Source organism: Solwaraspora sp. WMMD406 (assembly GCF_029626025.1).
In the GTDB taxonomy this organism is placed as follows: Bacteria; Actinomycetota; Actinomycetes; order Mycobacteriales; family Micromonosporaceae; genus Micromonospora_E.
Window position 1 is genome coordinate 1,964,844 of sequence record NZ_JARUBF010000001.1, and the last position, 24,505, is coordinate 1,989,348.

At 70.3% G+C, this 24,505-nt stretch carries 17 protein-coding genes; 13 read left to right on the forward strand and 4 right to left on the reverse strand.

The window, feature by feature from the left end; all coding sequences use genetic code 11:
- Window positions 1-42: 42 nt before the first annotated feature.
- Entirely contained in the window at window positions 43-660 is a 618-nt protein-coding gene (locus O7632_RS09075) for a DUF4126 domain-containing protein (protein WP_278113080.1), read from the reverse strand.
- Between the two features lie 70 nt (window positions 661-730).
- Between O7632_RS09075 and nucS the strand changes: the two genes are divergently transcribed.
- Window positions 731-1,387: an endonuclease NucS gene (gene nucS, locus O7632_RS09080; RefSeq protein ID WP_278113083.1), complete on the forward strand. Its 657-nt coding sequence runs from the start codon at window positions 731-733 to the stop codon at window positions 1,385-1,387.
- 84 nt (window positions 1,388-1,471) lie between these two features.
- On the opposite strand, the gene O7632_RS09085 is transcribed toward nucS, so the two are convergent.
- Window positions 1,472-2,974, reverse strand: coding sequence for an aldehyde dehydrogenase family protein (locus tag O7632_RS09085; RefSeq protein ID WP_278113085.1), 1,503 nt, complete (start codon window positions 2,972-2,974; stop codon window positions 1,472-1,474).
- A gap of 366 nt (window positions 2,975-3,340) precedes the next feature.
- Between O7632_RS09085 and O7632_RS09090 the strand changes: the two genes are divergently transcribed.
- The 4 genes from O7632_RS09090 (at window position 3,341) to O7632_RS09105 (ending at window position 7,073) form a co-directional block, all read left to right on the forward strand.
- Complete coding sequence (locus O7632_RS09090) at window positions 3,341-3,880, forward strand: FHA domain-containing protein (RefSeq protein ID WP_278113087.1); 540 nt, start codon at window positions 3,341-3,343, stop codon at window positions 3,878-3,880.
- Between the two features lie 213 nt (window positions 3,881-4,093).
- A complete protein-coding gene (locus O7632_RS09095) occupies window positions 4,094-5,845 on the forward strand; it encodes a 3-hydroxybutyryl-CoA dehydrogenase (RefSeq protein WP_278113088.1) in 1,752 nt (583 codons plus the stop codon).
- Between the two features lie 42 nt (window positions 5,846-5,887).
- On the forward strand, window positions 5,888-6,244 hold the full coding sequence (locus tag O7632_RS09100; RefSeq protein WP_278113089.1) for a hypothetical protein: 357 nt from the start codon (window positions 5,888-5,890) through the stop codon (window positions 6,242-6,244).
- A 19-nt stretch (window positions 6,245-6,263) separates the two neighbouring features.
- On the forward strand, window positions 6,264-7,073 hold the full coding sequence (locus tag O7632_RS09105; protein ID WP_278113091.1) for an alpha/beta hydrolase: 810 nt from the start codon (window positions 6,264-6,266) through the stop codon (window positions 7,071-7,073).
- A 98-nt stretch (window positions 7,074-7,171) separates the two neighbouring features.
- On the opposite strand, the gene O7632_RS09110 is transcribed toward O7632_RS09105, so the two are convergent.
- Together O7632_RS09110 and O7632_RS09115 are read right to left on the reverse strand one after the other, a co-directional pair.
- On the reverse strand, window positions 7,172-8,152 hold the full coding sequence (locus O7632_RS09110) for a glycosyltransferase family 2 protein (protein WP_278113093.1): 981 nt from the start codon (window positions 8,150-8,152) through the stop codon (window positions 7,172-7,174).
- A complete protein-coding gene (locus O7632_RS09115) occupies window positions 8,149-9,057 on the reverse strand; it encodes a WecB/TagA/CpsF family glycosyltransferase (protein WP_278113095.1) in 909 nt (302 codons plus the stop codon). Before O7632_RS09115 ends, O7632_RS09110 begins: the two co-directional genes overlap by 4 nt.
- A gap of 118 nt (window positions 9,058-9,175) precedes the next feature.
- Here O7632_RS09115 and O7632_RS09120 point away from each other — a divergent pair, with 118 nt between their 5' ends.
- The 8 genes from O7632_RS09120 to O7632_RS09155 all read left to right on the forward strand — a co-directional run bounded on the left by O7632_RS09120 (window position 9,176) and on the right by O7632_RS09155 (window position 24,497).
- On the forward strand, window positions 9,176-10,075 hold the full coding sequence (locus O7632_RS09120; protein WP_278113097.1) for a glycosyltransferase: 900 nt from the start codon (window positions 9,176-9,178) through the stop codon (window positions 10,073-10,075).
- 521 nt (window positions 10,076-10,596) lie between these two features.
- Window positions 10,597-12,486 (forward strand): DUF4082 domain-containing protein, encoded by a 1,890-nt coding sequence (locus tag O7632_RS09125; protein ID WP_278113099.1) that lies wholly within the window; start codon window positions 10,597-10,599, stop codon window positions 12,484-12,486.
- A gap of 393 nt (window positions 12,487-12,879) precedes the next feature.
- Entirely contained in the window at window positions 12,880-14,112 is a 1,233-nt protein-coding gene (locus tag O7632_RS09130; protein WP_278113101.1) for a hypothetical protein, read from the forward strand.
- Complete coding sequence (locus tag O7632_RS09135) at window positions 14,109-15,482, forward strand: O-antigen ligase family protein (RefSeq protein WP_278113103.1); 1,374 nt, start codon at window positions 14,109-14,111, stop codon at window positions 15,480-15,482. The genes O7632_RS09130 and O7632_RS09135 overlap by 4 nt, the downstream gene beginning before the upstream one ends.
- A 278-nt stretch (window positions 15,483-15,760) precedes the next feature.
- Window positions 15,761-20,470 (forward strand): DUF4082 domain-containing protein, encoded by a 4,710-nt coding sequence (locus tag O7632_RS09140; RefSeq protein WP_278113105.1) that lies wholly within the window; start codon window positions 15,761-15,763, stop codon window positions 20,468-20,470.
- A 70-nt stretch (window positions 20,471-20,540) separates the two neighbouring features.
- Window positions 20,541-21,755: a glycosyltransferase gene (locus tag O7632_RS09145; RefSeq protein WP_278113107.1), complete on the forward strand. Its 1,215-nt coding sequence runs from the start codon at window positions 20,541-20,543 to the stop codon at window positions 21,753-21,755.
- Window positions 21,752-23,353 carry a lipopolysaccharide biosynthesis protein gene (locus O7632_RS09150; RefSeq protein ID WP_278113109.1) on the forward strand — a complete coding sequence of 534 codons (1,602 nt, stop codon included), beginning with the start codon at window positions 21,752-21,754 and terminating at the stop codon, window positions 23,351-23,353. The genes O7632_RS09145 and O7632_RS09150 overlap by 4 nt, the downstream gene beginning before the upstream one ends.
- A 28-nt stretch (window positions 23,354-23,381) precedes the next feature.
- A complete protein-coding gene (locus O7632_RS09155; RefSeq protein ID WP_278113110.1) occupies window positions 23,382-24,497 on the forward strand; it encodes a glycosyltransferase family 2 protein in 1,116 nt (371 codons plus the stop codon).
- Window positions 24,498-24,505 lie beyond the last annotated feature (8 nt).

Sequence of the window (24,505 nt, forward strand, 5' to 3'; positions counted from 1 at the left end):
GCGTTCAGCCTGTCGCGGATGCCCCGTTCGACCTGATATCGGTCAGACCCGGTATCCGGCGGCCCGGGCGGCTTTGCGTTCCCGGCGGCGGGCCCGCGCCCGGCGGATCAGCAACGGCCCGCCGATCACCAGCACGGCCAGGAAGACCAGCACCAGTACGGGCAGCAGGATGGCCACCACCGACATCACCACGCTGGCGACGTCCTCCGCGGTGCTCGCCACCGGAGCACCGGTGCCGGCGGTCGCCGTGTTGATCACCGGTCGGGCGGTGGCCTTGAGACCATGCACTCCGAGCGCGATCAGCACCCCGACCAGCACCGGTATCCACTGGTTCGAGGTGAAGAACTCACCCGGGTCGGTGACGGTCACCGTCTCCGACGACGATCCGGCGCCGAACGCCAACCCACCGGCGGTCGGGCGGACCACCGTCTGCACCACGTCGTTGACGTGGTCCACCACCGGCACCTTGTCGGCGACCAGCTCGACGGCGAGCAGCCCGGCCAGGATGGCCAGCACCCAGCCGTTGCTGATCCACTGCCACCCGTCGGGCGGCGTGATCAGACTGGTGTAGCGGGCCAACAGCCCCACGGTCAGCAGCGGAATGTACGCGTTGAGCCCCGCGGAGGCGGCCAGCCCGGTCCCGGTCAGCAGTTCGAACACGTGATCCAGGATGGCACCGGCGCGCCAGCCCCGCGCGGCACCCGTACCCCGCTGCCGCTACCCTCGTCGGGTGCGGCTGGTGATTGCGCGATGCTCGGTGGACTACGTCGGTCGACTCTCGGCGCATCTGCCGACGGCGACCCGGTTGCTGATGGTCAAGGCGGACGGGTCGGTCTCGATCCACGCCGACGACCGGGCGTACAAGCCGTTGAACTGGATGAGCCCGCCGTGCCGGTTGGAAGAGGCGCCGGGTGTGTGGCGGGTGGTCAACAAGGCCGGCGAGGAGCTGCGGATCACGCTGGAGGAGATCTTCCAGGACACCTCGTACGACCTCGGCGTCGACCCCGGCCTGCGCAAGGACGGGGTGGAGGCGCACCTGCAGGAGCTGCTCGCCGCCAACCCGGGTACCTTCGGCGACGAGTTCACCCTGGTGCGCCGCGAGTACATGACGGCGATCGGGCCGGTGGACCTGCTCTGCCGGGACGGGTCGGCGACGGTCGCCATCGAGGTGAAACGACGGGGCGAGATCGACGGCGTGGAACAGCTCACCCGCTATCTGGAACTGCTCAACCGGGATCCGCTGCTCTCCCCGGTGCGCGGCATCTTCGCCGCGCAGGAGATCAAGCCGCAGGCCAGGGTGCTCGCCGAGGACCGGGGCATCCGCTGCGTGGTCGTCGACTACGACAAGCTGCGGGGCATCGAACGCGACGAACTCACCCTGTTCTGATCTGTCGCCCGCTGTGCCGATCCGCGGTCCCGGTGCCGATCCGTCGGTCGCTGTGCCGGCAGATGGGATCGGCGCCCGGCCCGGCTAGCGCCGTCCGTAGCGTAGCCGGATCGCCGTGACGATCCGGGCCACGTCGGCCGGCGTACGCCGGAACGTCATCGTCGGCAGCACGGACGGTGCCCGGCGCTGGGTGATCGCCTTGGCTCGGGCGAACTCCCGCAGACCGTCGTCGCCGTGGATCCGACCGAAGCCGGACTCGCCGATCCCGCCGAACGGCAACGCGCCGAATCCGACGAAGGTCAGCGCCGAGTTGATCGAGGTCATTCCGGTGCGCATCCGGCGGGCCACCGGGACCGCCCGGCGTCGGCCGAACACCGAGCCACCCAGGCCGTACCGGCTGTCGTTGGTCCGGGCCAGGGCCTCGTCGATGCCGTCGACCCGGTTGATGACGACCGTGGGTCCGAAGGTCTCCTCGCGGACGGCGGCCGCGTCCGCCGGCACGTCGACCAGCACCGTCGGACGCACGTACGGCGGCTGTACCGCCGCCGGGCCGCCGAGCACCGCCCGTCCGCCACGGGCCAGGGCGTCGTCGATGTGTCGCCGGATGATCGCGATCTGGTCAGGCATGGTGATCGGACCGATGTCGTCGGTCGGCGCGGCACCGACGGTCAGCCGGCTGGCCCGGTCGACCACGGCGGCGACGAACGCGTCGTGCACCGGGGCCAGGGCGTACACCCGCTCGATGCCGATGCAGCTCTGCCCGGCGTTGGTCATCGCGCCCCAGACGCAGGCGTCGGCCGCCGCGTCGACGTCCGCGTCGTCGTCGACGATCATCGCGTCCTTGCCGCCGGCCTCGATCAGCACCGGGGTGAGCGTCTCGGCGCAGGCCGCCATCACCGCGCGGCCGGTACGGGGCGAGCCGGTGAACGCGACCTTGTCGACGCCGGCCCGGCAGAGCGCGGCGCCGACGTCGCCGAGACCGTGCACGATCCCGAGTACGGGATGCTCCGGCACCACCTCGGCGAAGGTGTCGACCAGCCACTGGCCGACCGTCGGGGTGTACTCGCTGGGTTTGAAGACGACGCTGTTGCCGGCGGCCAGGGCGTACGCGATCGAGCCGACCGGGGTGACCACCGGGTAGTTCCACGGTCCGATGACCGCGACGACGCCGAGCGGCTGGTACTCCAGGTGACCGCTGAACTCGGCGGTGACCAGCCGGGTGCGGGTACGGCGCGGACCGAGCACCCGTTTGGCGTTGTGCGCGGCCCAGTCGATGTGCTCGACGGCCGCCGCCACTTCGACGACGCCGTCCGCGACCGGCTTGCCGCCCTCGCGGTGGATCAGGTCGGCCAGTTCGGTCATCCGGTTGGCCAGCGACCGACGCCAGGCCAGCAGCCGGTCCCGACGTCCGGCCTGGCCCAGCCCCACCCACCAGCGGCTGGCGGTGCGGGCGGCGGCGACCGTGGCGGACACCTGATCGGCGTCGGCCACCGGGAACCGGCCCGCTTCGGTGCCGGTCGCCGGATTGGTCGAGACGAGGACGCCGGCGTCGATCACCGGTTGGCCGGGGACGTGTACGGCGGTCATTTGGTCGAAGCTCCTGACGGCGATCGAGGTCTCGTCGACCGTGGGTGTGGGCCGCCCGGGCGGGATGGGGCCGGCTGGGTCGGGCGGGTCGGTTCGTGGCATCGTGGTCCGAAGTCTAGACACGAGAAATACTTGCGGGTAGCAAGACTTCGATTCATGGCAATGTATTGGCATGCTTGACCGCGTGGTGTCGGCGCACGTGTCCGGTCGGCGTCGGGGGGCCGACGAACCGGTGGCGCACTCCTGCCCCGCCTGGCGGGCAACACCGGACGAGGGACCGTGTCGGTCCACCCGCGCACGATGGCAGGCTGCATCGGGTGACGCGACGTGCGTCGCCACCGAGGGGGGAAGGCGTCATACCAGCACATGTCCGAACACCAGTCGCTGTTGCCACTTCTGCAGATGATCAGCGGCCCCACGCCCGGCGCGAGCTACCGGTTGTCTCCGGGCAGTCGGGTCATCGGCCGTGACGCGGATCTGGACATCCAGATCAACGACATCAAGGTCAGCCGGTGTCACGCGGTGATCGACGTCGCGGACGGCCGGGCGATCCTCACCGACCAGGAATCGACCAACGGCACCTGGGTCAATGATTCCCGGATAGACCGACCGACCGAACTGCGCGACGGGGACCGGATTCGGCTCGGGGGGGCCGAACTCTGCTTCTACGATCCGGCCTCGGCCCTGACCGATCCGGTCGGCACCCGGATCCCGCGCTCGATGGCGGCGCTGCCGAGTGCTCCGGTCCGGCCGACCACCGGCATGCGGTCGCCGCTGCACGCCGCCCTGGGCGAGCCGACCCAGGCCATGCGGCCCCGGCGCCGACCGAGTCTGGCCCTGATGGCCGGTCTGATCGGGGTGTTCCTGGTGGGCTGGCTGGCCTGGCTGGTGGTGGTACTCGCCTGACCACGCTGGCGTGAGCCGCTCCGAAGCCGCTCCGAAGCCGCTCCGAAGCCGCGCCGAGTGGACGCGCGTAGGGCCGCGCCGCCGTCGACTTGTACGGTGGCGCGGTGGCCGGCGCGCGTCCATCCGCCGGCCCTGCCCCTGCGTCGGCCGGCCCGCGTTATCTGCCGGACGGTCGGTGCCGGCGACCAGGCCTGGTAGGAGACGGAGGCGGACGTGAGCCGGGATTTCGACACGGTCGGTGTGGTGGGACTCGGCACCATGGGCGCCGGGATCGTCGAGGTCTTCGCCCGTAACGGGGTGTCGGTCGTGGCCGTGGAGATCAGCAATTCGGCCCTGGACCGGGGCCGGGGCAACCTCACCACCTCCACCGATCGCGCGGTCACCCGAGGCAAATTGAGCCCCACCGACCGGGACGCGCTGCACTCCCGGGTCACCTTCGCGGTCGGGCTCGACGCGCTGGGCGACGTCGACCTCGTCGTCGAGGCGGTACCCGAGCGACTCGACCTCAAGCGGCGGATCTTCACCGAGCTCGACCAGGTGTGCAAGCCCGCCGCGATCCTCGCCACCAACACCTCGTCGCTGAGCGTCACCGAGATCTCGGTCGCCACCCGCCGACCGGACCAGGTGATCGGGCTGCACTTCTTCAACCCCGCCCCGGTGATGAAGCTGGTCGAGGTGGTCCGCACCGTGGTCACCGCACCCGGTGTCGTCCACGACGTCGAAGCGCTCTGCGCCCGGCTGGGCAAGGTCGGCGTGACGATCGGCGACCGGGCCGGGTTCGTCGCCAACGCGCTGCTGTTCGGCTATCTCAACCAGGCGGTGGGCATGGTCGAGGCCGGGTACGCCTCCCGGGAGGACGTCGACCTCGCCGTACGGCTGGGGTGTGGGCTGCCGATGGGGCCGTTCGCGCTGCTCGACCTCATCGGCCTGGACACCGCGTACGAGATCCTCGACACGATGTACCGCCGGGGTGGGCGGGACCGCCGACACGCTCCGGCACCGCTGCTCCGGCAGATGGTCACCGCCGGAATGCTCGGACGCAAGTCCGGTGAGGGCTTCTATACCTACGAACGCCCTGGCTCGGCGGTGGTGGTGCCCGACGACCGGACGCCGGCCGCCGACGGCGTGCCGGCCACGTCGGCCGCACCGGACGCCGACGGCGCACGCGCCACCGTCCGTACCGTCGGGGTGGTGGGTTCCGGCGCGACGGCCGCCGGACTGGTCGAGGTCTTTCGCCGGGGCGGATTCGACGTCGTCTCGGTGACCCCCGCAGAGGACGGCTCCGACCGGCTCGCCCGGTCGACCGCGTGGGAGCAGTTCGCCCGGTCGACCGCGTGGGAGCAACTCGCCGACGTCGATCTCGTCGTCGAAGCCGTGCCGGACGACCTCGGCGTCAAGCAGGAGATCTTCGCCCGGCTCGACGAGATCTGCCGACCCGGCGTGGTGCTCGCGACCACCACGGCCACGCTGCCGGTGATCGACATCGCGATGGCCACCCGCCGGCCGGCGGACGTGCTCGGGCTGCACCTGCCCGGCCCGGCTCCGACGACGCGGCTGGTCGAGGTGGTGCGCACCATCCGTACGGGCGGCCCGGCGGTGGAGACCGTCCGAGCGGTCTGCGCCGCGCTGGGAAAGACCGCGGTGATCTGTGGCGACCGGGCCGGCTTCATCGTCAACGCCCTGCTGTTCCCGTACCTCAACGACGCGATTCGGATGGTGGCCGGCGGCTACTCGACGCCGGACGACATCGACGCGGCCATGACGCTCGGGTGCGGCTACCCGACGGGTCCGTTCGAGCTGCTCGACACCGTCGGGCTGGACCACGCGCTCGGTGTCCAGCAGGCGCTCTACCGCCAGTCGCGTGAACCCGGGCTGGCGCCGGTGCCGCTGCTGCGCGACCTGGTGACCGCCGGTCGGCTGGGCCGCGAGACCCGACACGGGTTCCGCGACCACCGTGGCGACTGAGGCGTGCCGGGGCGTCCACCGCGTCCGCGTACCCTGGGGATCATGAGTCCCCGTCGCAACCGACCGGGCCGCCGGACCGCGAGCGGGCGCGGTGGCCAGGGCCGACCGCAGCCCGAGCCGGTCGATCCCGAGCGGGTACGCCGAGGAGTGGCCGCCGTACAGGCCTGGAGCGACGGCGACTGGATGGTCCGGGCCATTCCCGCCCCCGCCGCGACCAAGACGTACCGCTGTCCCGGATGCGTGCAGGAGATCCGGCCCGGCGTGGCGCACGTCGTGGTGTGGCCGGCGGACGGACGAGGCGACCTGACCGACCGCCGGCATTGGCATCCCAGCTGTTGGCGCGCCCGGGAAAACCGCACCCCGGCGGTCGAACGCTCCCGCAACGCGCCGCGCTACTGATAGATGCGAGACTGATCCGGTGAGCGCCGCGATCCGAGCCATGTCGATCCTGCCCGCCCGGCGTACGGACATCGAGCTGCACACCGCCGACGGGCTGACCCTGGTCGGGGAGTTGGCGGTGCCGCCGGACCGCCCGCCGGTGGCCACGCTGATCTGCCTGCACCCGTTGCCCACCCACGGCGGGATGATGGACAGCCATGTGCTGCGCAAGGCGGCCTGGCGGCTGCCTGCGTTGGCCGGACTCGCCGTCCTGCGCTTCAACACCCGGGGCACCAGCAGTGTCCGTGGCACCAGCGAGGGCAGCTTCGACCACGCCGAGGGCGAGCGGTTCGACGTCGCGGCGGCCATCGAGTTCGCCGAGTTCGCCGAGCTGCCGCAGCTGTGGTTGCTCGGCTGGTCGTTCGGCACCGATCTGGTGTTGCGACACGGCTGCGACCCGGCGGTACGCGGTGCCGTCCTGCTCTCGCCGCCGCTGCGGTTCGCCAGCGACGCGGACCTGGCCACTTGGTCGGCGTCGGGCAAACCGGTCACCGCGCTGGTGCCGGAGTTCGACGACTATCTGCGCCCGGCCGAGGCGGTGGAGCGGTTCGCCGCGATCGATCAGGCCGAGGTGATCGGCGTCGACGGCGCCAAACATCTCTGGGTGGGCCAGGCGGAGCGTGTGCTGGACGAGGTAGTCCGCCGGGTCGCGCCGCAGACCCCGGTGCCGTTGCCGACGACCTGGGACGGCCCGATGGAGTTCGGTGATTCGAGCGCCTACGCCGACCGTACGGTCGCCGCGTTCTCCGACGTCCCGGTCACCGGTCCGGCGCAGCGCAGCGCGGACTGACCTGATGTGGCTACGACCTGACTCGGCGCGGCGCGGGTCTGGCCGGTCAGCCGGGAGATGAGTCGGCCGGGGGTGACGGGTCGGCCGGGGGTGACGGGTCAGCCGGGGGTGACGGTCGACGGCAGTTCGGTGGTGGGCCGCGCTTCGTCGAAGGGCGGATAGCCGGCGGCCCAGTCGCCTCGGGCCCGCCAGACGCCGACCCAGTCCACGCCCCGGGAGCGGTCGCGGCCCAGGACGGTCTTTCCGACGGCCCGGATACCGACGCCGGTGACCAGCATCGCCACCCCGAGCTTGGCGCGCGTCGGCGACCAGTGCCGGCGCAGGTAGGTCGTCTTGCCGCGCAGGATCCGGATCCGCTGCCCTTCGGAACTGGACGAGGCACCACCGACGTGGATCACCTTGGCGTCGGGGGTGACGAGCGGGCGGGCACCGAGCGCGCGGGCCCGGGTGCTCAGGTCGATGTCCTCGCTGTAGAGGAAGAACTGCGGGTCGAAGCCGCCGAGCCGGCCGAACAGGTCACGGTCGACCAGCAGCATGCAGCCGGAGAGCGCCGGCACCTCGCGGACGCTGCGCCGGTCGTAGTCGGGCAGCGCTTCCGGGTCGGCCCAGGCGCGTCCCCGGAACGCGGTCGTCAGCCCGCTGGCGAACCCGAAGGTGCTCCACAGGCTGGGCATGCCCCAGCAGGAGTAGTTGTCGTCGGTGCCGTCCGGGTGCAGCGTCCGGCCGGTGTACAGGCCGTGCCCGGGGTGGCCGTCGGCGAAGGTGACCAGCTGGGTCACCGGATCACCGACCGGGACCGTGTCCGGATTGAGGAAGAGCAGGTAGCGACCGGAACTGGCCATGGCGCCGCGGTTGATGCCCCGGCCGAAGCCCACGTTCTCGGTGAGCCGCAGCAGGCGTACCTGCGGGAAGTTGGCGGCGACGGCATCGGCCGAGCCGTCGCCCGACGCGTTGTCGACGACCACGACCTCCGCCGTGACCTCGGGGGTCAGGCTGGCGTACAGCTCGGTCAGGCACCGTTGGATCAACTCGGCCGTGTTGTACGAGACGAGGATGATCGACACGTCCGGTCGGTTCACGAGCGTTTCCCGGTGCCGACCGGATCCCGGTGGTGCGCGGGCGGCGCCGTCCGGGGTGCCGGGATGCGCCGGACCGGCGGCACGGCCGGGGCGGGGGCGGTCCGCGCGTGGGCGCGACGGCGGAGCCGGTCGCGCACGCTGCCGGCGAGCAGACGCAGGGCGAACGGTACGTCGTGGATCAGGTAGCGGCGGACGAGTCGCTGCGGTTCGCCGAGGAGCCGGTGCACCCATTCGAGGCCGGTGCGTTGCATCCAGCGGGGTGCCCGCTGGTGTACTCCGGCGACGAAGCCGATCGCCGCGCCGCAGCCCATGAACCAGGTCCGCGGGAGCAGGGGGCGCAGGCGGGCGATCAGGCGTTCCTGCTTGGGGAAGCCAAGGCCGACGAAGACCAGGTCGGGCCGGGCGGCGGTGACCTCTGCGCAGATCTGGGCGAGTTGTTCCTCGGAGGTGTCGAAGCCGAACGGTGGGCTCAGCTCGCCGGCGACGGTGAGCCCGGGGAAGCGTTCGCGCAGTACGGCGGCGGCCAGCCGGGCGGTGCCGGGCTCGCCACCGAGCAGGTAGACCGATCGTCCGTGGTCGCCCAGGGCCGTGGACAGGCTCCAGATGAGGTCGGATCCCGGGACCCGGGCCGGCAGTGGGTCACCGGCGATCCGGCTGGCCCAGATGAGAGGAGCGCCGTCGGCCACCACGAGAGATGATGACGCAATGTGATTGCGGCATTCCTCTTCGTGATAGGCGCGCCGCAGGATGTCCACGTTGGGGGTGATGATCTGTCCCCCTTGGCCAGCGTCGAGTGCGGCCAGTACGCGCTGGATGACGTCTTCTTCGCGAACCGGGTCGAAAGCGACACCACTAAGAGTGACGCGATGCCTATGCACGGTGATGAAGTCCAGATCCTGAGGCACAGGAGCACGGTACTCGGCCATCTCGTCAGACGGACGGTCCATCCCGTGTCAGCTAGGCGATAGTGAGGTTGTCCATTCGACTGGTTGCCGGGCCCCCTACGGATGGAACCATCGTGCTGTGCAGATCACCGTCATCATGCCGGCCTACAACGAAGAAGTGGGGATCGGCGCGGTCTTGCGTGCGATGACCGAATCCCCGGGTTTCGGGCCCGACATCGAGATCGTCGTCGCCGCCAACGGCTGCACCGACGGTACGGCGGCGGTCGCGCGTTCCCGCGGCGTACGGGTGCTGGAGATCCCCACCCCGTCGAAGATCGCCGCGCTCAACGCCGCCGACCGGGTGGCCGGTGGCGACGTGCGGGTCTACCTGGACGCGGACATCGAGGTCTCCGCGGACCTGCTTCGGGCGCTCGCCGCCGCGATCGCGCAACCCGGGGCGGAGGCGGCGACCCCGCGTCCGGTGATCGACGCCTCGGCCAGCAGTTGGCCGGTGCGTTCCTATTACGCGATCAATGCCCGCCTCCCGGTCTTCCGTGGACGGCTGTTCGGCCGGGGAGTGATCGCACTTTCTGCCGCTGCCCGTTCACGATTTACCGATTTTCCGGACATTATCGCGGACGACATGTTTCTCGACGCCGTGGTACGCGCTGACGAGAAGCGGGATGTCGATCTGCCGGTCCGCGTCCTCGCGCCCCGGCGTACCGGTGAGTTGATCCGCCGGGTGGCCCGGTCACGCGCCGGCAATGCCGAATTCTGGCATTTCGTGCGCACCGATCCGCGTGGCGCCGAGTTGGCGCTCGATCCAGTGCCCGGTTCGAGTCCCTTCTCCTGGTTGCGGCGTGTCGTTCTCTCCTCGCCACAGCTACTTCCCGCAGCGTTCTGTTACGTGGCCGTCACGGCCGCCGCCGAGCTCAAGCGGCGCTCTCCACGGTGGAACGTCCGATCCGGCTGGGGGCGTACCGAGGCTGGTGACGGCGTGACCGGCTCCGCGCCCGAGGCCGCCTCCGAACGCGGTTGACGAGGCCGCTCCGAGTGCGGTCGACAAGTCGTCTCCGAGCGCGGTCGACCCCGCCCGTCGATTTCCGGCCGGCGCGCTCAAGTCGAGCGGAATTCACCATTGACGCCGTCGCGCGTGGGCGTCCCGCCCTGGTCGCGTTGCCATAAGAGACCATTAAGTTCCTTGGGATGCCCTGCGAGCTGGGTTACCGTCAGGCTCGGTCCCGCCCGGGCGGCATGATGTGCTGCCCTCGCGAGGGTCGGAGTGCCTGGGGGAGATCTACCAAATAGATGGCAGTTGAAAGACTTGTCCCGAGAGGCGTACATCGCGTGGTGAGCAAGGACTTTTTCGAGCGGGACGGGGGGCGGGACGACATGCTCCCGGAATCGTCCAGGGATGCTTCGCCCGGTTCATCGGATTCCCGACGGGCCGCCAAACGGACGGTCGGTCGTCGGCGGCGCCCCACCGGCCTGCGGCGCCCTACCGGCCTGCGGCGCCCTACCGGCCTGCGGCGCCCTACCGGCCGGCGCGGCCGGCTGGTCATGATCGGGGCCGTCGTCCTCAGCTTCCTGGCCACCGCGGGGGTCGTGGTCACCGCCTCGGCGGCCAACCAGGAGATCGACGGCTACGCGTTCTTCGCCGAGACCGACGTCTCCCGGGTGCGGGTCGATCCGGACACCCGACCGGTGGAGCTCGGCTTGCGGTTCACCTCGACCAGTGACGGCACGATCACCGCTGTCCGCTTCCTCAAGGCCAAGGGCGACCGCAGTGCCCACCGGGTCAACGTCTGGGACGGCTTCGGCACCAGATTGGCCACCGCGACCCCGAGGCGGGAGTCGCGCTCCGGTTGGCAGCACGTCGCGCTGCCCGAGCCGGTCGCGGTGACCGCCGGTCAGACCTACGTGGTGTCGTACCACACCGCCCGGTACCGGGCCACGCAGAGCTTCTTCGATCGGCAGCTGACCGCCGGTCCGCTGAGCACCGCCGGAACGGCCGGGGTGTACGCGTACGGATCCGGCGGTTTCCCCGAGCAGACCTGGAAATCCAGCAACTACTGGGTCGACCTGGCGTTCCAACCGGCCGAGGAAGGCGGCGGCACCCGGCCGGACCCGGTGCCGAGCCCGACCGTCTCCGCGTCGCCGACCGCCGCGCCCAGCCCGAGCGCCAGCCCGGCACCCACCACCACGGCGCCGACCCCGTCGCCGTCGGCCCCCGGTGGCGGCGGTACGCCGGGCGCGCTCGACCTGCCCCGGGTGCCGTGGGAGGGCGGCCCCTCCTACTACGCGAACTTCCCGCAGGCCAAGGCGTCCGGCTGGAACAACCCTGGCTTCTTCCCGATCGGCGTCTGGTACGAGGGCGTCTACACCCAGGAGGAGATCGACCGCGACAAGGCGGCCGGGCTCAACACCTACGTGATGCTGACCGACCAGTCGGACGTCTCGCTGATCCGGCGCAACGGCATGTACGCCTTCATCCCGCAACCCTTCAGCAACCGGGGCAACGAAAGCGTCGGATGGGTCATCGGTGACGAGGCGGACATGTGGGGTGGTCCGGGCAACGGCACCTGGACCGGAAAGTACCCGGGCCAGGGTCAGATCTGCACCACCACCCGCGAGGGCTGCGGGCTCGACGTCATGAAGAAGGAGTCGGCCACCGTACCGTCCGGGGACAAGGGCCTGCGGTACGCCAACTACGGCAAGGGCGTGATGTTCTGGCAGTCGGACAGCGACGCCAGCAAGTTTGTCAACGGGTTCAGCTCGGTGGTCTCGAACGACATCTACTGGTACACCGACCCGCACGTGTGCACCGCGCCCGCCGAGGGCCCGACGTACGGTGTCAACAAGGACAACTGCCGCCGTGCCGCCAACTACGGACTGACCATGGACCGGATGCGGGAGCTGGACGCGATGGACGGCAAGCGCCAGCCGGTGTGGGCCTTCATCGAGGTCGGCCACCCCTTCACCGAGGACTGGGCGCCGACGATCACCGGTGACCAGATCGCTGGCGCCGTGATGAACTCGCTGATCCACGAGGCCCGAGGCATCCAGTACTTCAACCACAACTTCGGCGGCCCCTGCCACTCGCAGCACGTGCTGCGGGACCGTTGCGGCGACGCGGTCCGGCCGGCGGTGACCGAGTTGAACAAGCGGGTCACCAGCCTGGCGCCGGTGCTCAACACCCAGTCGTACGCCTGGGAGTTCAACAGCGGTCTGGACACCATGCTCAAGGCGCACGACGGGTCGTACTACATCTTCGCGATGCTGAGCCGGGACACCGCGACCGGATCGCACACGCTGGCCCTGCCGCCCGGCGTGACCGGCAGCAAGGCCGAGGTGCTGTTCGAGAACCGCAGCGTTCCGATCAGCGGGGGAGCGATCAAGGACTCCTTTGCGCAGGAATTCACCTACCACATCTACAAGATCACGCCATAGCGGCGGTAACGGTTCGATCGATGGGCCGGGTGGACGCAGTTGCCGTCCACTCGGCCCATCTCTTGGTCGACGAGGCGGCGGTCCTCCCTGTCGGCTTGCCGACCGGGGGCCGCCGTGGAGTCGGATTCCGCGCTGGTCATTGTGGGCCAGCAGAGCACTTTCAGCCGGTGCGCAAGCACGACGGCGCAGCTCAACGCGGGTCGACCGCTGCTCGATCGGGTGCCGTGGGGTCTGATCGGGGTAGCATCGCAGCCTTGCGGAGCGGGTCCACGCGACCGGACACTGGAAGCGTTGGGCGGGTGCCACCCGGCGAAGCTGCGCGTAGCCGCCTCTGCGCTGCCCATACCATGGACTTCAACGCCTAGACCTCGTCGCCCCGATGGAAGGACAGCAGTGGACTTTTGGGACCTCACCAAACTGCTGTTCAGGCGGTGGTACATCGCGACGCCGTTGCTGTTGATCTCGGTAGCCGCCGCCGGTTGGACGGGAACGAGTGTCCAACCGGACTATATCGCGACATCGTACGTACAGCTGATCCCGCCGACCGCCGCGAACACGCCGCCGGACGAGGACACCCCGGCCTCGCCGCGTAACCCCTGGCTGGAGCTGGGTCTCGGGTCGTTGAGCCGGGCCGCCGCGTTGACCGTCCAGGACCAGGCCGTGCTCAAGCAGTTGGAAGCGGACGGATTCAGCGAGAACGTGGCGATCACGCTCGACAACCAGCAGCCGATCATGACGATCGAGGTGATCGGGGAGTCCGCGGAGCAGGCCACCGAAACGTCCGAGGAGGTCGTCCGGCGACTCGAAGCGAGCGTGGTCGGCCTGCAGGCCGACTACGGCGCGAACGAGGAGAGCTTCATCACCGCCCGGCGGCTCGACCGCGGTGACAACATCCAGGAGGCCAACTCCAAGGTCAAGCGGGCGATGGTGGCGGTCGGCGGGGTCGGCGTGCTGCTCAGCGCCGCGCTCACCATCGGCTTCGACGGGCTGATGCGTCGGCGGCGGCGGGGACCGGCGACCGGCGTACCGGTGAGCACCGGACCTGGTTCCGACGACACCATGAAGCTTCCGTCGGGCACCGCCGTGGCGACTCCGGAGATCTCGATCCGCTACGCGCCGTCGACCCGGCGTCCGACGAGCACCGACGGTGGACATTCCGGCGGCGTCTACAGCTCGGGTAGCCGGTCCGAGCGGCCGGACGACGTGCCGTCCGGTGCCCAGGCCAACCGGGGCGGTATTCCCTTCCCACGGGTGGCGGGACGGCCGGCACCGGGTTCCGGCGCGGGCTCGTCCAGCGTCGGCGCGACCTCCGGCGCGGGTGCTAACCCGGGCGGCGACGCCCGTGGCGGTCCAGGCGGCCCGCCGCGCGGTGCGGCCGGTGGCGACACCGCCGGTTCCGGGCTGCCGTCGGCGGGCCGGGGCACCGGGCCGCAGCCGGCGGGCGACAAAGCCGGGCAACCCGCCGACTCCGGCGGCTCGCGGGTGCCGAGGTCCCCGGACGCCGACGAGACCGCGGTGATCAGCGCGGTGCCGGCCGAAGACGCGACGATCATCCTCCCGATTCCTCCGGTCGGCCGGGACTCCTGGACCTCGGAGGTCTCCGAGAACGGGAGCCGGACGCGGTGACCCAGTCCGGGTTGCACCCGGCGGACCTGGAGCCGTCCTGGATCGGCGAGCGGACGTACGTCACCCGGCGACGGCTGACCCGGATCGACGCGCCGGTGCTGTTGTCGCTGATGATCTGCCTGCTCACCCTGATGCCGGCCCATCTCATCCTGCCCGGCATGACCGATCTCGGGCGTCCGGCGTTGGTCGTCGCTTTGCTGATGTGGTTCTGGTGGATGACCGCCCGGCTCAACTCCCGGCTCGTACTCACCGGCCCGCAGCCGCTGCGCTGGGCGGTGCTCGCGTTCCTGCTGTCGATGCTGCTGTCGTACGCGATCGGGTTTCTGCGCGGGCTGACGATGATGGAAGCCAACTCGGCCGATCGGTGGATGCTCACGGCGGCGGCGATCTCCGGGGTGATCCTGCTGACCGCCGACGGGATGCCCAACTGGCAGCGGCTCGAAGGCGTACTGCGGGTCTTCGTCTACTGCTGCGCCTTCGTCGCGGTGATCGGGCTCATCCAGGCGTTCCTCTATCTCGACCTCACCCAGTACATGCGGATTCCCGGTCTGGAGATGAAGGGCTGGGTGGTCGGGCTGGAGATCCGGGGTGGCGGGGTCCGGGTGCCGAGCACCACCTTCCACTACATCGAGTTCAGCCTGCTGATGGCGATGGCGCTGCCGTTCGGCATCCACTTCGCCAGGTTTGCCCAGACCCCTCGGCAGCGTCAGCTGTTCGGCTTCCTGGCCCTGCTGATCGCGGCGGCGATCCCGGCCACCATGTCCCGTACCGGGTTCGTCGCGCTCGGCATCGTGCTGCTGGTGCTGATGCCGATCTGGGGGTGGCGGATGCGGTACAACATGCTGGCCCTCGGCGCTGTCATGCTCGCCGGCATGGTGGTCGTCAAGCCAGCCCTGGTCAGCACCATCTCGACGATGTTCCTCGGGGCGAGCAGCGATCCGAGCATCACCTCGCGCACCGAGCGGTACGACATGGTCGGCTACTACTTCAACCAGCGGCCCTGGTTCGGTCGCGGCACCGGCACCTGGGTCTCGCCGCAATATCAGTATCTCGACAATCAATGGCTGGCGTTCGCTCTCACCAACGGAATCATCGGTGTGATCGTGCTCGCCGGCCTGCATCTGAGCGCCATCGCACTCGTCATCGTCGCCCGGCGTCGCTCGTCGTCAGAGCGCGAACGGCACCTTTGTACGATTCTCATCGCCGTTCAGCTGGTCGCGATCGCCGCTGGGTTCACCTTCGACTCGCTGAGCTTCAGCACCTACGCGACCGCCATGTCGCTGATGGTCGGCCTCTGTGGTGCGGTGTGGCGACTCAGTCACCCGGCGTTGATGATCCGTACGTCGACCCCGAGATGGTTCGGGGCCTGAGCTGATCCGTCGGCCGCCGACGCCCCTTCGCGTATCCACAGTGGTGTTTCTGACTCCACGTTCAGCGCAATTATCCATTGATCTCGTTGTCCGTCGGGGTGCGTGATTCCGGACGGTCATGCCCGCCTGTCCGAAGGGCTGATCCCGGCCCGACCGGCGTCGACACAGGCGGTATGCATGCCTGGTTGTGAGCTGGACTCGCACTGGTAGCGTCGGCGCTGCCATAGCCCGGGGGACACGCGGGACATCCGCGTCGGGCGGCTCCTGGAGGGAGTGCAGTGAGGGCGGTCGCATCTGTTCTGACCCGCCGGGTCAACCGGCGGATCGGTTCCGTCGCCATGGCGGCGACGCTGTTCGTGAGTCTCGTGGTCGCCATGCCCGCTGCGTCGGCGGCCGCTGATCCCTGCGCCCCTCCCGTGAACGTCATCGCCTGTGAGAACAGCAAACCGGGCACGCCGAAGTCGGCCTGGGACATCTGGCAGGTCGGTGACCCGACCATTCAGGGTTTCGCCACCGAGATCACCGTCAACGTGGGCGGACAGGTCGGGTTCAAGGTGACCACCGACGCGCCGGGCTACACCATCAAGATCTACCGCCTCGGCTGGTACGGCGGCGACGGCGCGCGCGAGTGGGCGACCCTGCAGCCGAGCCTGCCGCTGGCCGACAACTCGCCCGAGGACTGCGTACACGCCCAGGACACCCAGTTGTTCGACTGCGGGACCTGGGAAGTCGGCACCACCTGGAACGTGCCGGTCGACGCGGTCTCCGGCGTCTACATCGCCCGGCTGATCCGTTCGGACACCGGCGGCGACAGCCACGTCCCGTTCATCGTCCGCGACGACAGCAGCACCTCCCAGATGGTCTTCCAGACCTCCGACACCACCTGGCAGGCGTACAACACCTACGGTGGGGCCAGCTTCTACGAGGGCGCGGCACCGGTCAATCGCGCCTACAAGCTCAGCTACAACCGGCCGTTCGCCACCCGCGCGGTGGGCAACGGACGAGACTATCTGTTCGCCAACGAATACCCGATGATCCGATTCCTGGAACGCAACGGGTACGACGTGAGCTACATCAGCGGTCTCGACGCGGACATTCGCGGTGATCTGCTGCTCAACCATCAGGCGTACGTCTCGGTCGGGCACGACGAGTACTGGTCGCCGCAGCAACGGGCCAACGTCGAAGCCGCCCGCGACGCCGGCGTGCACCTCGCCTTCTTCACCGGCAACGAGGTCTATTGGAAGACCCGCTGGGAAAACAGCGTCGACGGCAACGGCACGCCGTACCGGACGCTGGTCTGTTACAAGGAGACCTGGGCCGGCGCGGACATCGACCCGACCGACGAATGGACCGGGGTCTGGCGGGATCCGCGGTTCCCGACCGGCGAGGTGCGCGAGCCGGAGAACTCCCTGGTCGGCAACCTCTACATGGCCAACAACACCGACCTCGCCATGCAGGTCCCGGCAGAACAGGGCAAGCTGCGCTTCTGGCGCAACAGCGGGGTCGCCGGCCTGACCCCGGGGCAGACCGCCACCCTTGCCCCGCACACAGTCGGCTACGAGTCCAACGAGGACCTCGACAACGGCTTCCGGCCACCGGGCACCTTCCGGCTGTCCACCACCACCGGCTACACCCCGGAGTACCTCGTCGGCTACGGTCCGGACGTCGAGGAGGGTGAGACCACCCACCACATGACCCTGTACCGGGCGGCCAGCGGCGCGCTCGTCTTCGGGGCCGGCACCATCCAGTGGTCCTGGGGCCTCGACGCCGTCCATGACGGCGGTTCCGGCGCGTCGGCCGACCCGAACATCCAGCAGGCCACCGTCAACCTCTTCGCCGACATGGGCGTCGCGCCGACCACCCCGATGGCCGGGATCATGGTCACCGGACCGTCCACCGACGCACTCGCCCCGACCGCCAGCATCACCGCTCCGGTCGACGGCACCGCAGTCGCCCACGGGTCGCTGGTGACCGTGACCGGTTCGGCGATGGACGCCGGTGGCGGCCTCGTCGCCGGGGTCGAGGTGTCCACCAACGGCGGTGCCACCTGGCATCCCGCCACCACCGGCACCTCCACCTGGACCTACCAATTCCACGCCAGCGACACCTCCGCGCACACCCTGCTGGCCCGGGCGGTCGACGACAGCGGAAACCTCGGCGACCCGTCGGCACCGGTCGGTCTGTCGGTGAACGGCCCCTACACACTGTTCGGTGAGCGGGTACCGGACCACCCGGTGTTCGTCGAGAAGGATCCGCAGACCGGCATCGCCCTGGATCCCCAGCCGGAGGTGGAACTCGGCGTACGGTTCACCCCGCAGATCGACGGCCTGATCACCGGGCTGCGGTTCTACAAGGGCGAAGGCAACGTCGGCACCCACCGGGGCACGCTGTGGACCAACGGCGGCACCGAGCTCGCCTCGGCGACCTTCACCGACGAGAGTGGCACCGGCTGGCAGCAGGTCGGGTTCGCCACGCCCGTACCGGTCTCGGCCGGCACCAGCTACGTGGCGTCCTATCGGGCGCCGCAGGGCCACTACGCCAGCGACCCGGGCTTCTTCACCACCGATCACCTGTCCGGGCCACTGATGGCACCCAAGACCGACGGTGCCGTCGGCAACGGCCTCTACCGGTACGACGGCGGGTTCCCCAACCAGTCGTACGGGGGCGCCAACTACTACGTCGACGTCACCTTCGTCACGGCGGAGAATGCCCCGCCGTCGGTGTCGACGACCGTACCGACCGGCAACGCGGCGAACGTGCCGACCGACCAGGCGCCGTCGGCTGTCTTCTCCAAGCCGGTCGACGACGCGACGATCGCGTTCGACCTGGTCGACGGGGACGGCCAGCCGGTGCCCGGCACGGTCGACTACGACGAGACCGCCCGGCGGGCCACCTTCACGCCGGCCGTACCGCTCGCCGAGGCCACCACGTACACCGCGACCGTGCTGGCCAGCGACGACGTCGGGGTACCGATGGGCGCGCCGTACTCGTGGTCGTTCACCACCGAGTTCTCCCAGCAGGTGGTAACCCTGTTCGAGACCGACGCCGTACCCGAGGTGACCTCGACCGGCGAGAACACTGCGGTCGAGGTGGGGGTCAAGTTCACCCCGGCGGTGGACGGGCAGGTCGTGGGGATGCGGTTCTTCCGGGGGCCGGGTAACACGGGTAGTCAGGTGGGTCGGTTGTGGCCGGTGGGTGGGGGGAGCCCGTTGGCGGAGGTGACGTTCCCGGAGGGGTCGACGACGGGGTGGCAGTCGGCGGCGTTCGGGCAGCCGGTGTCGGTGTCGGCGGGTACGACGTACGTGTTGTCGTACTACGCGCCGAACGGCAACTACGCCTACGACACCGGGTTCTTCAGCTCGGCGCACAGCCGGGGTCCGCTGAGCGCGCCGAGCGGCGACAACGGCGTCTACACCTACGACGGTGGAATCCCGAGCCTCAGCTACAACTCGGCCAACTACTGGGTCGACCCGTACTTCCTGCCCAGCGGTGACCAGCCGACGCCGACCCCCACGCCGACCACCGGTCCCGGTGCGCCGACGGTGACCGCGACCGATCCGGTCGCGGCCGCCGCCGAGGTCCAGCCGGACACCACGGTGTCGGTGGTCTTCTCCGCCGACACCGGTGACGCGACGATCGAGTTCATGCTGTTCGATTCGACCGACACCCCGGTGCCCGGCACCGTCGACTACGACGCCTCGACCCGGATGGCCACCTTCACCCCGACCGCCCCGTTGGACCAGATGACCAGTTACACCGCGTCGGTACGGGTCGTCGTCTCCGGTGGCGCCGCGATGGGCGCACCGTACACCTGGTCGTTCACCACCACGTTCACCGATGAGGTGGTGACCCTGTTGGAGCCGGACGGGCTGCCGCAGCAGTCGTCCTCCGGGGACAGCACCGCCGTGGAGCTCGGCATGCGGTTCACGCCGGCGGTGGACGGGCAGGTCGTGGGGATGCGGTTCTTCCGGGGGCCGGGTAACACGGGTAGTCAGGTGGGTCGGTTGTGGCCGGTGGGTGGGGGGAGCCCGTTGGCGGAGGTGACGTTCCCGGAGGGGTCGACGACGGGGTGGCAGTCGGCGGCGTTCGGGCAGCCGGTGTCGGTGTCGGCGGGTACGACGTATGTGTTGTCGTACTACGCGCCGAACGGCAACTACGCCTTCGACGGCGGGTTCTTCAGTTCGGCGTACAGCCGGGGTCCGTTGAGCGCACCGGGCGGTGCCAATGGTCTCTACCGCTACGGACCCGGCGGCGGGTTCCCCACCGAGAGCTACAACTCGGCCAACTACTGGGTGGATCCGTTGTTCCTGCCGGCCGGCAGTGGCGGCCCGGCACCGGATCCGGACGCCAGCCCGTCGCCGGGCACACCCGGGCCGTCCCCGGACCCGACGCCGAGCGGTTCGGCCTCGCCGACCGCGTCGCCGTCACCGAGCGCCTCGCCTTCGGCGTCGCCCAGCGCCAGCGCGTCGCCGGAGCCGACGGCGTCGCCGGGCCCGACCGAGCCGTTGCCGCCGGTGAGCATCTTCGGTCCGGAGGACGTGCCGCAGAGCGCCAGTTGGGCGGACACCGACGCGGTCGAGGTGGGCGTCCGGTTCCGGGCCGACGTGCCCGGTACGGTCACCGGGGTCCGGTTCTACAAAGGTCCGGGCAACACCGGCACCCATCGTGGTTCGATCTGGACCGCCGACGGCGTACGGCTGGCGACCGCCGTGTTCACCGACGAGACGGAGTCGGGCTGGCAGACGGTGACGTTCGACCAGCCGGTGCCGATCCTGGCCGACACCACCTACGTGGCCTCCTACCACACCTCCGTCGGGCAGTACGCGGTGACGGCGAACCAGTTCGCCACCGAGGAACTCGATCGGGCACCATTGCACGTGCTGGTCGGCGGTGGCGCCTACCACTACGACCCGTACGGCTGGGTGTTCCCCGGCTATTCGGTCAATCACAACTACTGGGTGGATGTCGTGTTCACGCCTAACTCTTGAAGCTGGTTCCGGTCAGGCCGTTGAATCATCCGCAGGGGTGGCAACTGCCGCCGGCGTCGAAGGGATATCCGTGCGCATCCTCACCTGCCTGCACACGCTCGAGATCGGCGGCACCCAGATCAACGCCATCGAGATCGCGGCGACCGTCGCCCAACTCGGGCACGAGGTGATCATTTACGGTCCGGACGGCGAACTGCGGAGCATGATCGACAAGTGGGGACTGGAGTTCGTACCGGCACCCCCGAAGGGGGAGGCGCCCTCGCCGCGTAACGTCGCCGCGATCGCCGACGTGGTGCGGCGTCGCGGCATCGACCTGGTGCACGCCTACGAGTGGGCGCCTACCCTGGAGACCGCGTACGGTGCCTACCTGCGCCAGGGCGTCCCGCTGGTGGTGACGGTGCTCTCCATGGAGGTGCCGGCCTGGGTGCCCCGCCATCTGCCGCTGATCGTCGGCACCGAGCAGATCGCGGCGCAGGAGCGGCCGCACCGGGCCGAGGTGCACGTGATCGAGCCACCGATCGACACGACGGCCAACGCCCCGGTGGTGGATCCGGCCGCCGTCGAGGCGGCCCGGCGCGGCCTCGGGGTGGCCGCCGACGAACTCGCGGTGGTCTCGGTGTCCCGGCTGGTGCCGGAGCTCAAACTGGAAGGGCTGCTCGCCGCCACCCGGGCGATGGGTCGGCTCGATCCGGCGCTGCGGATGCGGCTGGTGATCGTCGGCGACGGCCCGTCGCGGTCCGAGATCCAGACCGCGGCGGACAAGGTCAACGCCGATCGGGGCACCGAGGTGGTCACCCTGACCGGGGCGATGCTCGATCCGCGTGACGCCTACGCGGCCGCCGACATCGTGATCGGCATGGGCTCCTCGGCCTTGCGGGCGATGGCCTTCGCCAAACCGGTGGTGGTGCAGGGCGAGCGCGGCTTCTGGCTACCGCTCGACCCGCAGACCCTGCCGGTCTTCCTCGACCAGGGCTTCTACGGGCTGGGTGACGGCACGGACGGCACCGGGTTGGTCACCACCGCCCTGGCTGAGCTGGGTGCCGACCCGAGCCGGTGGGCCGAGCTCGGCGAGTTCGGCCGGCGTACGGTGGTCGACCGGTTCAGCCTGCAGGCCGCCGGCCGCCGACAGATCGAGATCTACGCCGACGCGCTCCGCCGTCGGCTGAGCCTGCCGAAGCGGGCCGGTGCCCTGGCCCACCCGACCGCCCACCTGCTCAACTTCAAGGCGTACCTGGCCCGCGAGCGGTTCACCGCCGGTCGGGCGACCAGCGGGGAGCGGCCGTGACCGCAGAGTCCTCGCCGCCGGCTCCGCTGGGTGGCCGGGTCCGGCGTGCCCTGGCGTGGAGCACCCTGAACAGCATCGCGCTGCGGATCGGCAGCCTCGGGGTCGGCATCGTGCTGGCCCGGCTGCTGGCTCCCGAGGAGTTCGGGGTCTTCGCGGTGGCGCTGACCATGCTGACCATCGTGATCTCGCTGGCCGATCTCGGGATGAGCGCCGACATCATCCGGCACGGGGTGCAGGGCCGGGCCGGAACGGTCACCACGATCTCGGTGATCACCAGCGTGCTGCTGGCCGGCGCGATGTGCCTGGCCGCCGGCCCGGTCTCGACGGCGATGGGCAGCCCGCAGGCCACGCCGGTGGTCCAGCTGATGTCGTTGACGTTGATTCTCAGCGGCCTGTCGGTGGTGCCGTACGCGGTGATGCAGCGGGAGTTCCGCCAACGCGCCCAGCTCGGCCTCGACGGTGCCAGCCTGGTGCTGAGCACCGTGGTGACGATCGGGCTGGTGCTGCTCGGCATGGGTGCGATGGCGCTGGCCGTCTCCCGGGTGGTCGCGCAGTCGATGGTCACCGTGTTGCAGTTCGTGTTGACCCGGTCCCGGCCGACGTTCGGGTTCGACGCGGGCGTGGCCCGCAGCCTGATCCGCTTCGGGGTGCCGCTCGCCGGTGCGAACGTGTTGTCCTGGGTGGTGATGAACGTCGGTCACCTGACGGTCGGCACGGCGGCGGGCGCGCTGACGCTCGGGCTCTACACCCTGGCGTTCAACATCTCCACTTGGCCGATGAGCGCCCTCGGGGTGGCCATCCGCGCGGTGGCGCTGCCCGCGTTCGCCACCGTCGACGACCGCCGGCGCAAGGCCGCCGGGTTCGTCTCGGCGGCGGCGTTGACCTGGAGCGTGGCCCTGCTCGTCGGCGTGTTGCTCTCCGGGTTGGCCAGCGTGGTGGTCCCGCTGCTGTACGGCCAGCGGTGGTCGATGGCCGCCGACGCGCTCGCCGGGTTGGCGTTCTTCGGCGCGTTCCGGGTGCTGTTCGACCTGGTGGCCACCTTCCTGATCGCGGTGGGGGCGAGCCGGGCGTTGTTCGCCGCGCAGGTGGTCTGGTTGGTGGCGCTCTTCCCGGCGGTGATCCTGGGCGTGCGGTGGTACGGCCTGGTCGGTGCCGGGGTCGGGCACGCGGTCGTCTGTGCCCTGATCATCCTGCCGATGTACGCGGTGGCGTTGCGCCGTCATGGCGTACGGGTGCGGTCCCTGGCCGGCGCGCTGGCGGCGCCGATGCTCACCGCGGTGCCGGCACTGATCGCCGGCCTGTTCGTGGTCGAGGTGGTGCCGGGTGCGCTGTGGCAGTTGCTGGCCGCCGGTACGACGATGACCGTGATCTTCGTCGCTCCGCTGCTGCCCTGGCTGCGGCGTCGGCTGCGGGAGCTGAAGGCGGCCGGCGAGGAAGCCGGGTCGGCGGGGCCGGGGTCCACCGACGAGTCCGCGCCGGGGCCGGGGACCGGGGACGGATCGGGGCCGGGGACCGGGCCGCTGTCGGTCACCACTGCCGCGTCGACGCCGGTCACCCCTGGGCCGCAGCCGCCGTTGGCGGCGGTAGTCAAGTCCTGATCGCGACGGAATTCGAGCGAGGTTGATGGTGTCGGAGCAACGCCGAGGCGAGTTGCTGCCCACGACGCGGGTGCCGGCTCCGGTGCCCGACGGTGATCCGGGTCGGGTCGCCCGGGTGTCGGTGATCATCCCGTGTTACAACTACGGCCGGTTCCTGCCGGAGAGCGTCGGTAGCGTGTTCGCGCAGTCCGGCATCGATCCCGAGGTGATCGTCGTCGACGACTGTTCGACCGACGACACCCGGCAGGTACTGGCCCGACTCGGTCGCGACGAGCACCGGCTGGTGGTCGTGCACAACGAGACCAACCACGGGCCGTGCGTCGCGTTCAACGACGGGTTGGCGGTGGCGACCGGCGAGTTCATCGTCCGGTTGGACGCCGACGACCTGCTGACGCCGGGGTCGCTGGCCAGGGCGGTACGGCTGTTCGACCACTTCCCGCAGGTCGGGCTGGTCTACGGGCACCCCGTGCACTTCCACGGCCCGGTGCCGCAGACCTCCCGCAGCGAGGTGACCGGCTGGACCGTCTGGTCCGGGGCGGACTGGATCGCGCACCGCTGCCGGCTCGGCGTCAACTGCGTCACCACCCCCGAGGCCGTGGTACGGGCCAGCGTCTATCAGGAGATCGGTCCCTGGGACAGCCGGATGCGGTACGCCTGCGACATGGAGATCTGGATGCGGGCGGCGGCGGTGTCCGACGTCGGCCACGTCGACGGGACCGATCAGGCGCTGCACCGGGAACACCCGGCCAGCGTGAGCGTGACCGACGCGGCCGGCCGGCGGACCGACCTGATCGAGCGCCGGACCGCGTTCGAGGTGTTGTTCGAGGGTCCCGGTGGCAAGCTGCCCGACGCGGCGCGGCTGCACGACGACGCCCGGCGGGCGTTGGCCGTCGAGGCCTTGGAGTCCGCCTGCCACGCGTACGACCGCCGGCTCACCGACCGGGAGCCGGTCGAGTGGTACGTCGAGTTCGCCCTGGAGACCTATCCGCAGGCGCGGCGGTTGCCGCAGTGGCGCGGCCTGCAACGGCGTCAGCGGGTCGGCGCGCGGCTCGCCCCACTGGTGCCGGGCTTCGCCGCCAGCGTGGTCCGGCGGCGACTGCGCAACGACGCCCGCTACCGCACCTGGACCCGGCACGGCGTCTGAGCCTGCCG

Excerpts from the sequence above, each read along its gene's own strand:
- O7632_RS09090 (WP_278113087.1), top strand. The coding sequence starts at position 3,341 with ATGTCCGAACACCAGTCGCTGTTGCCACTTCTGCAGATGATCAGCGGC.
- O7632_RS09100 (WP_278113089.1), top strand. The coding sequence starts at position 5,888 with ATGAGTCCCCGTCGCAACCGACCGGGCCGCCGGACCGCGAGCGGGCGC.
- O7632_RS09125 (WP_278113099.1), top strand. The coding sequence starts at position 10,597 with ATGATCGGGGCCGTCGTCCTCAGCTTCCTGGCCACCGCGGGGGTCGTG.
- O7632_RS09085 (WP_278113085.1), bottom strand. The coding sequence starts at position 2,974 with ATGACCGCCGTACACGTCCCCGGCCAACCGGTGATCGACGCCGGCGTC.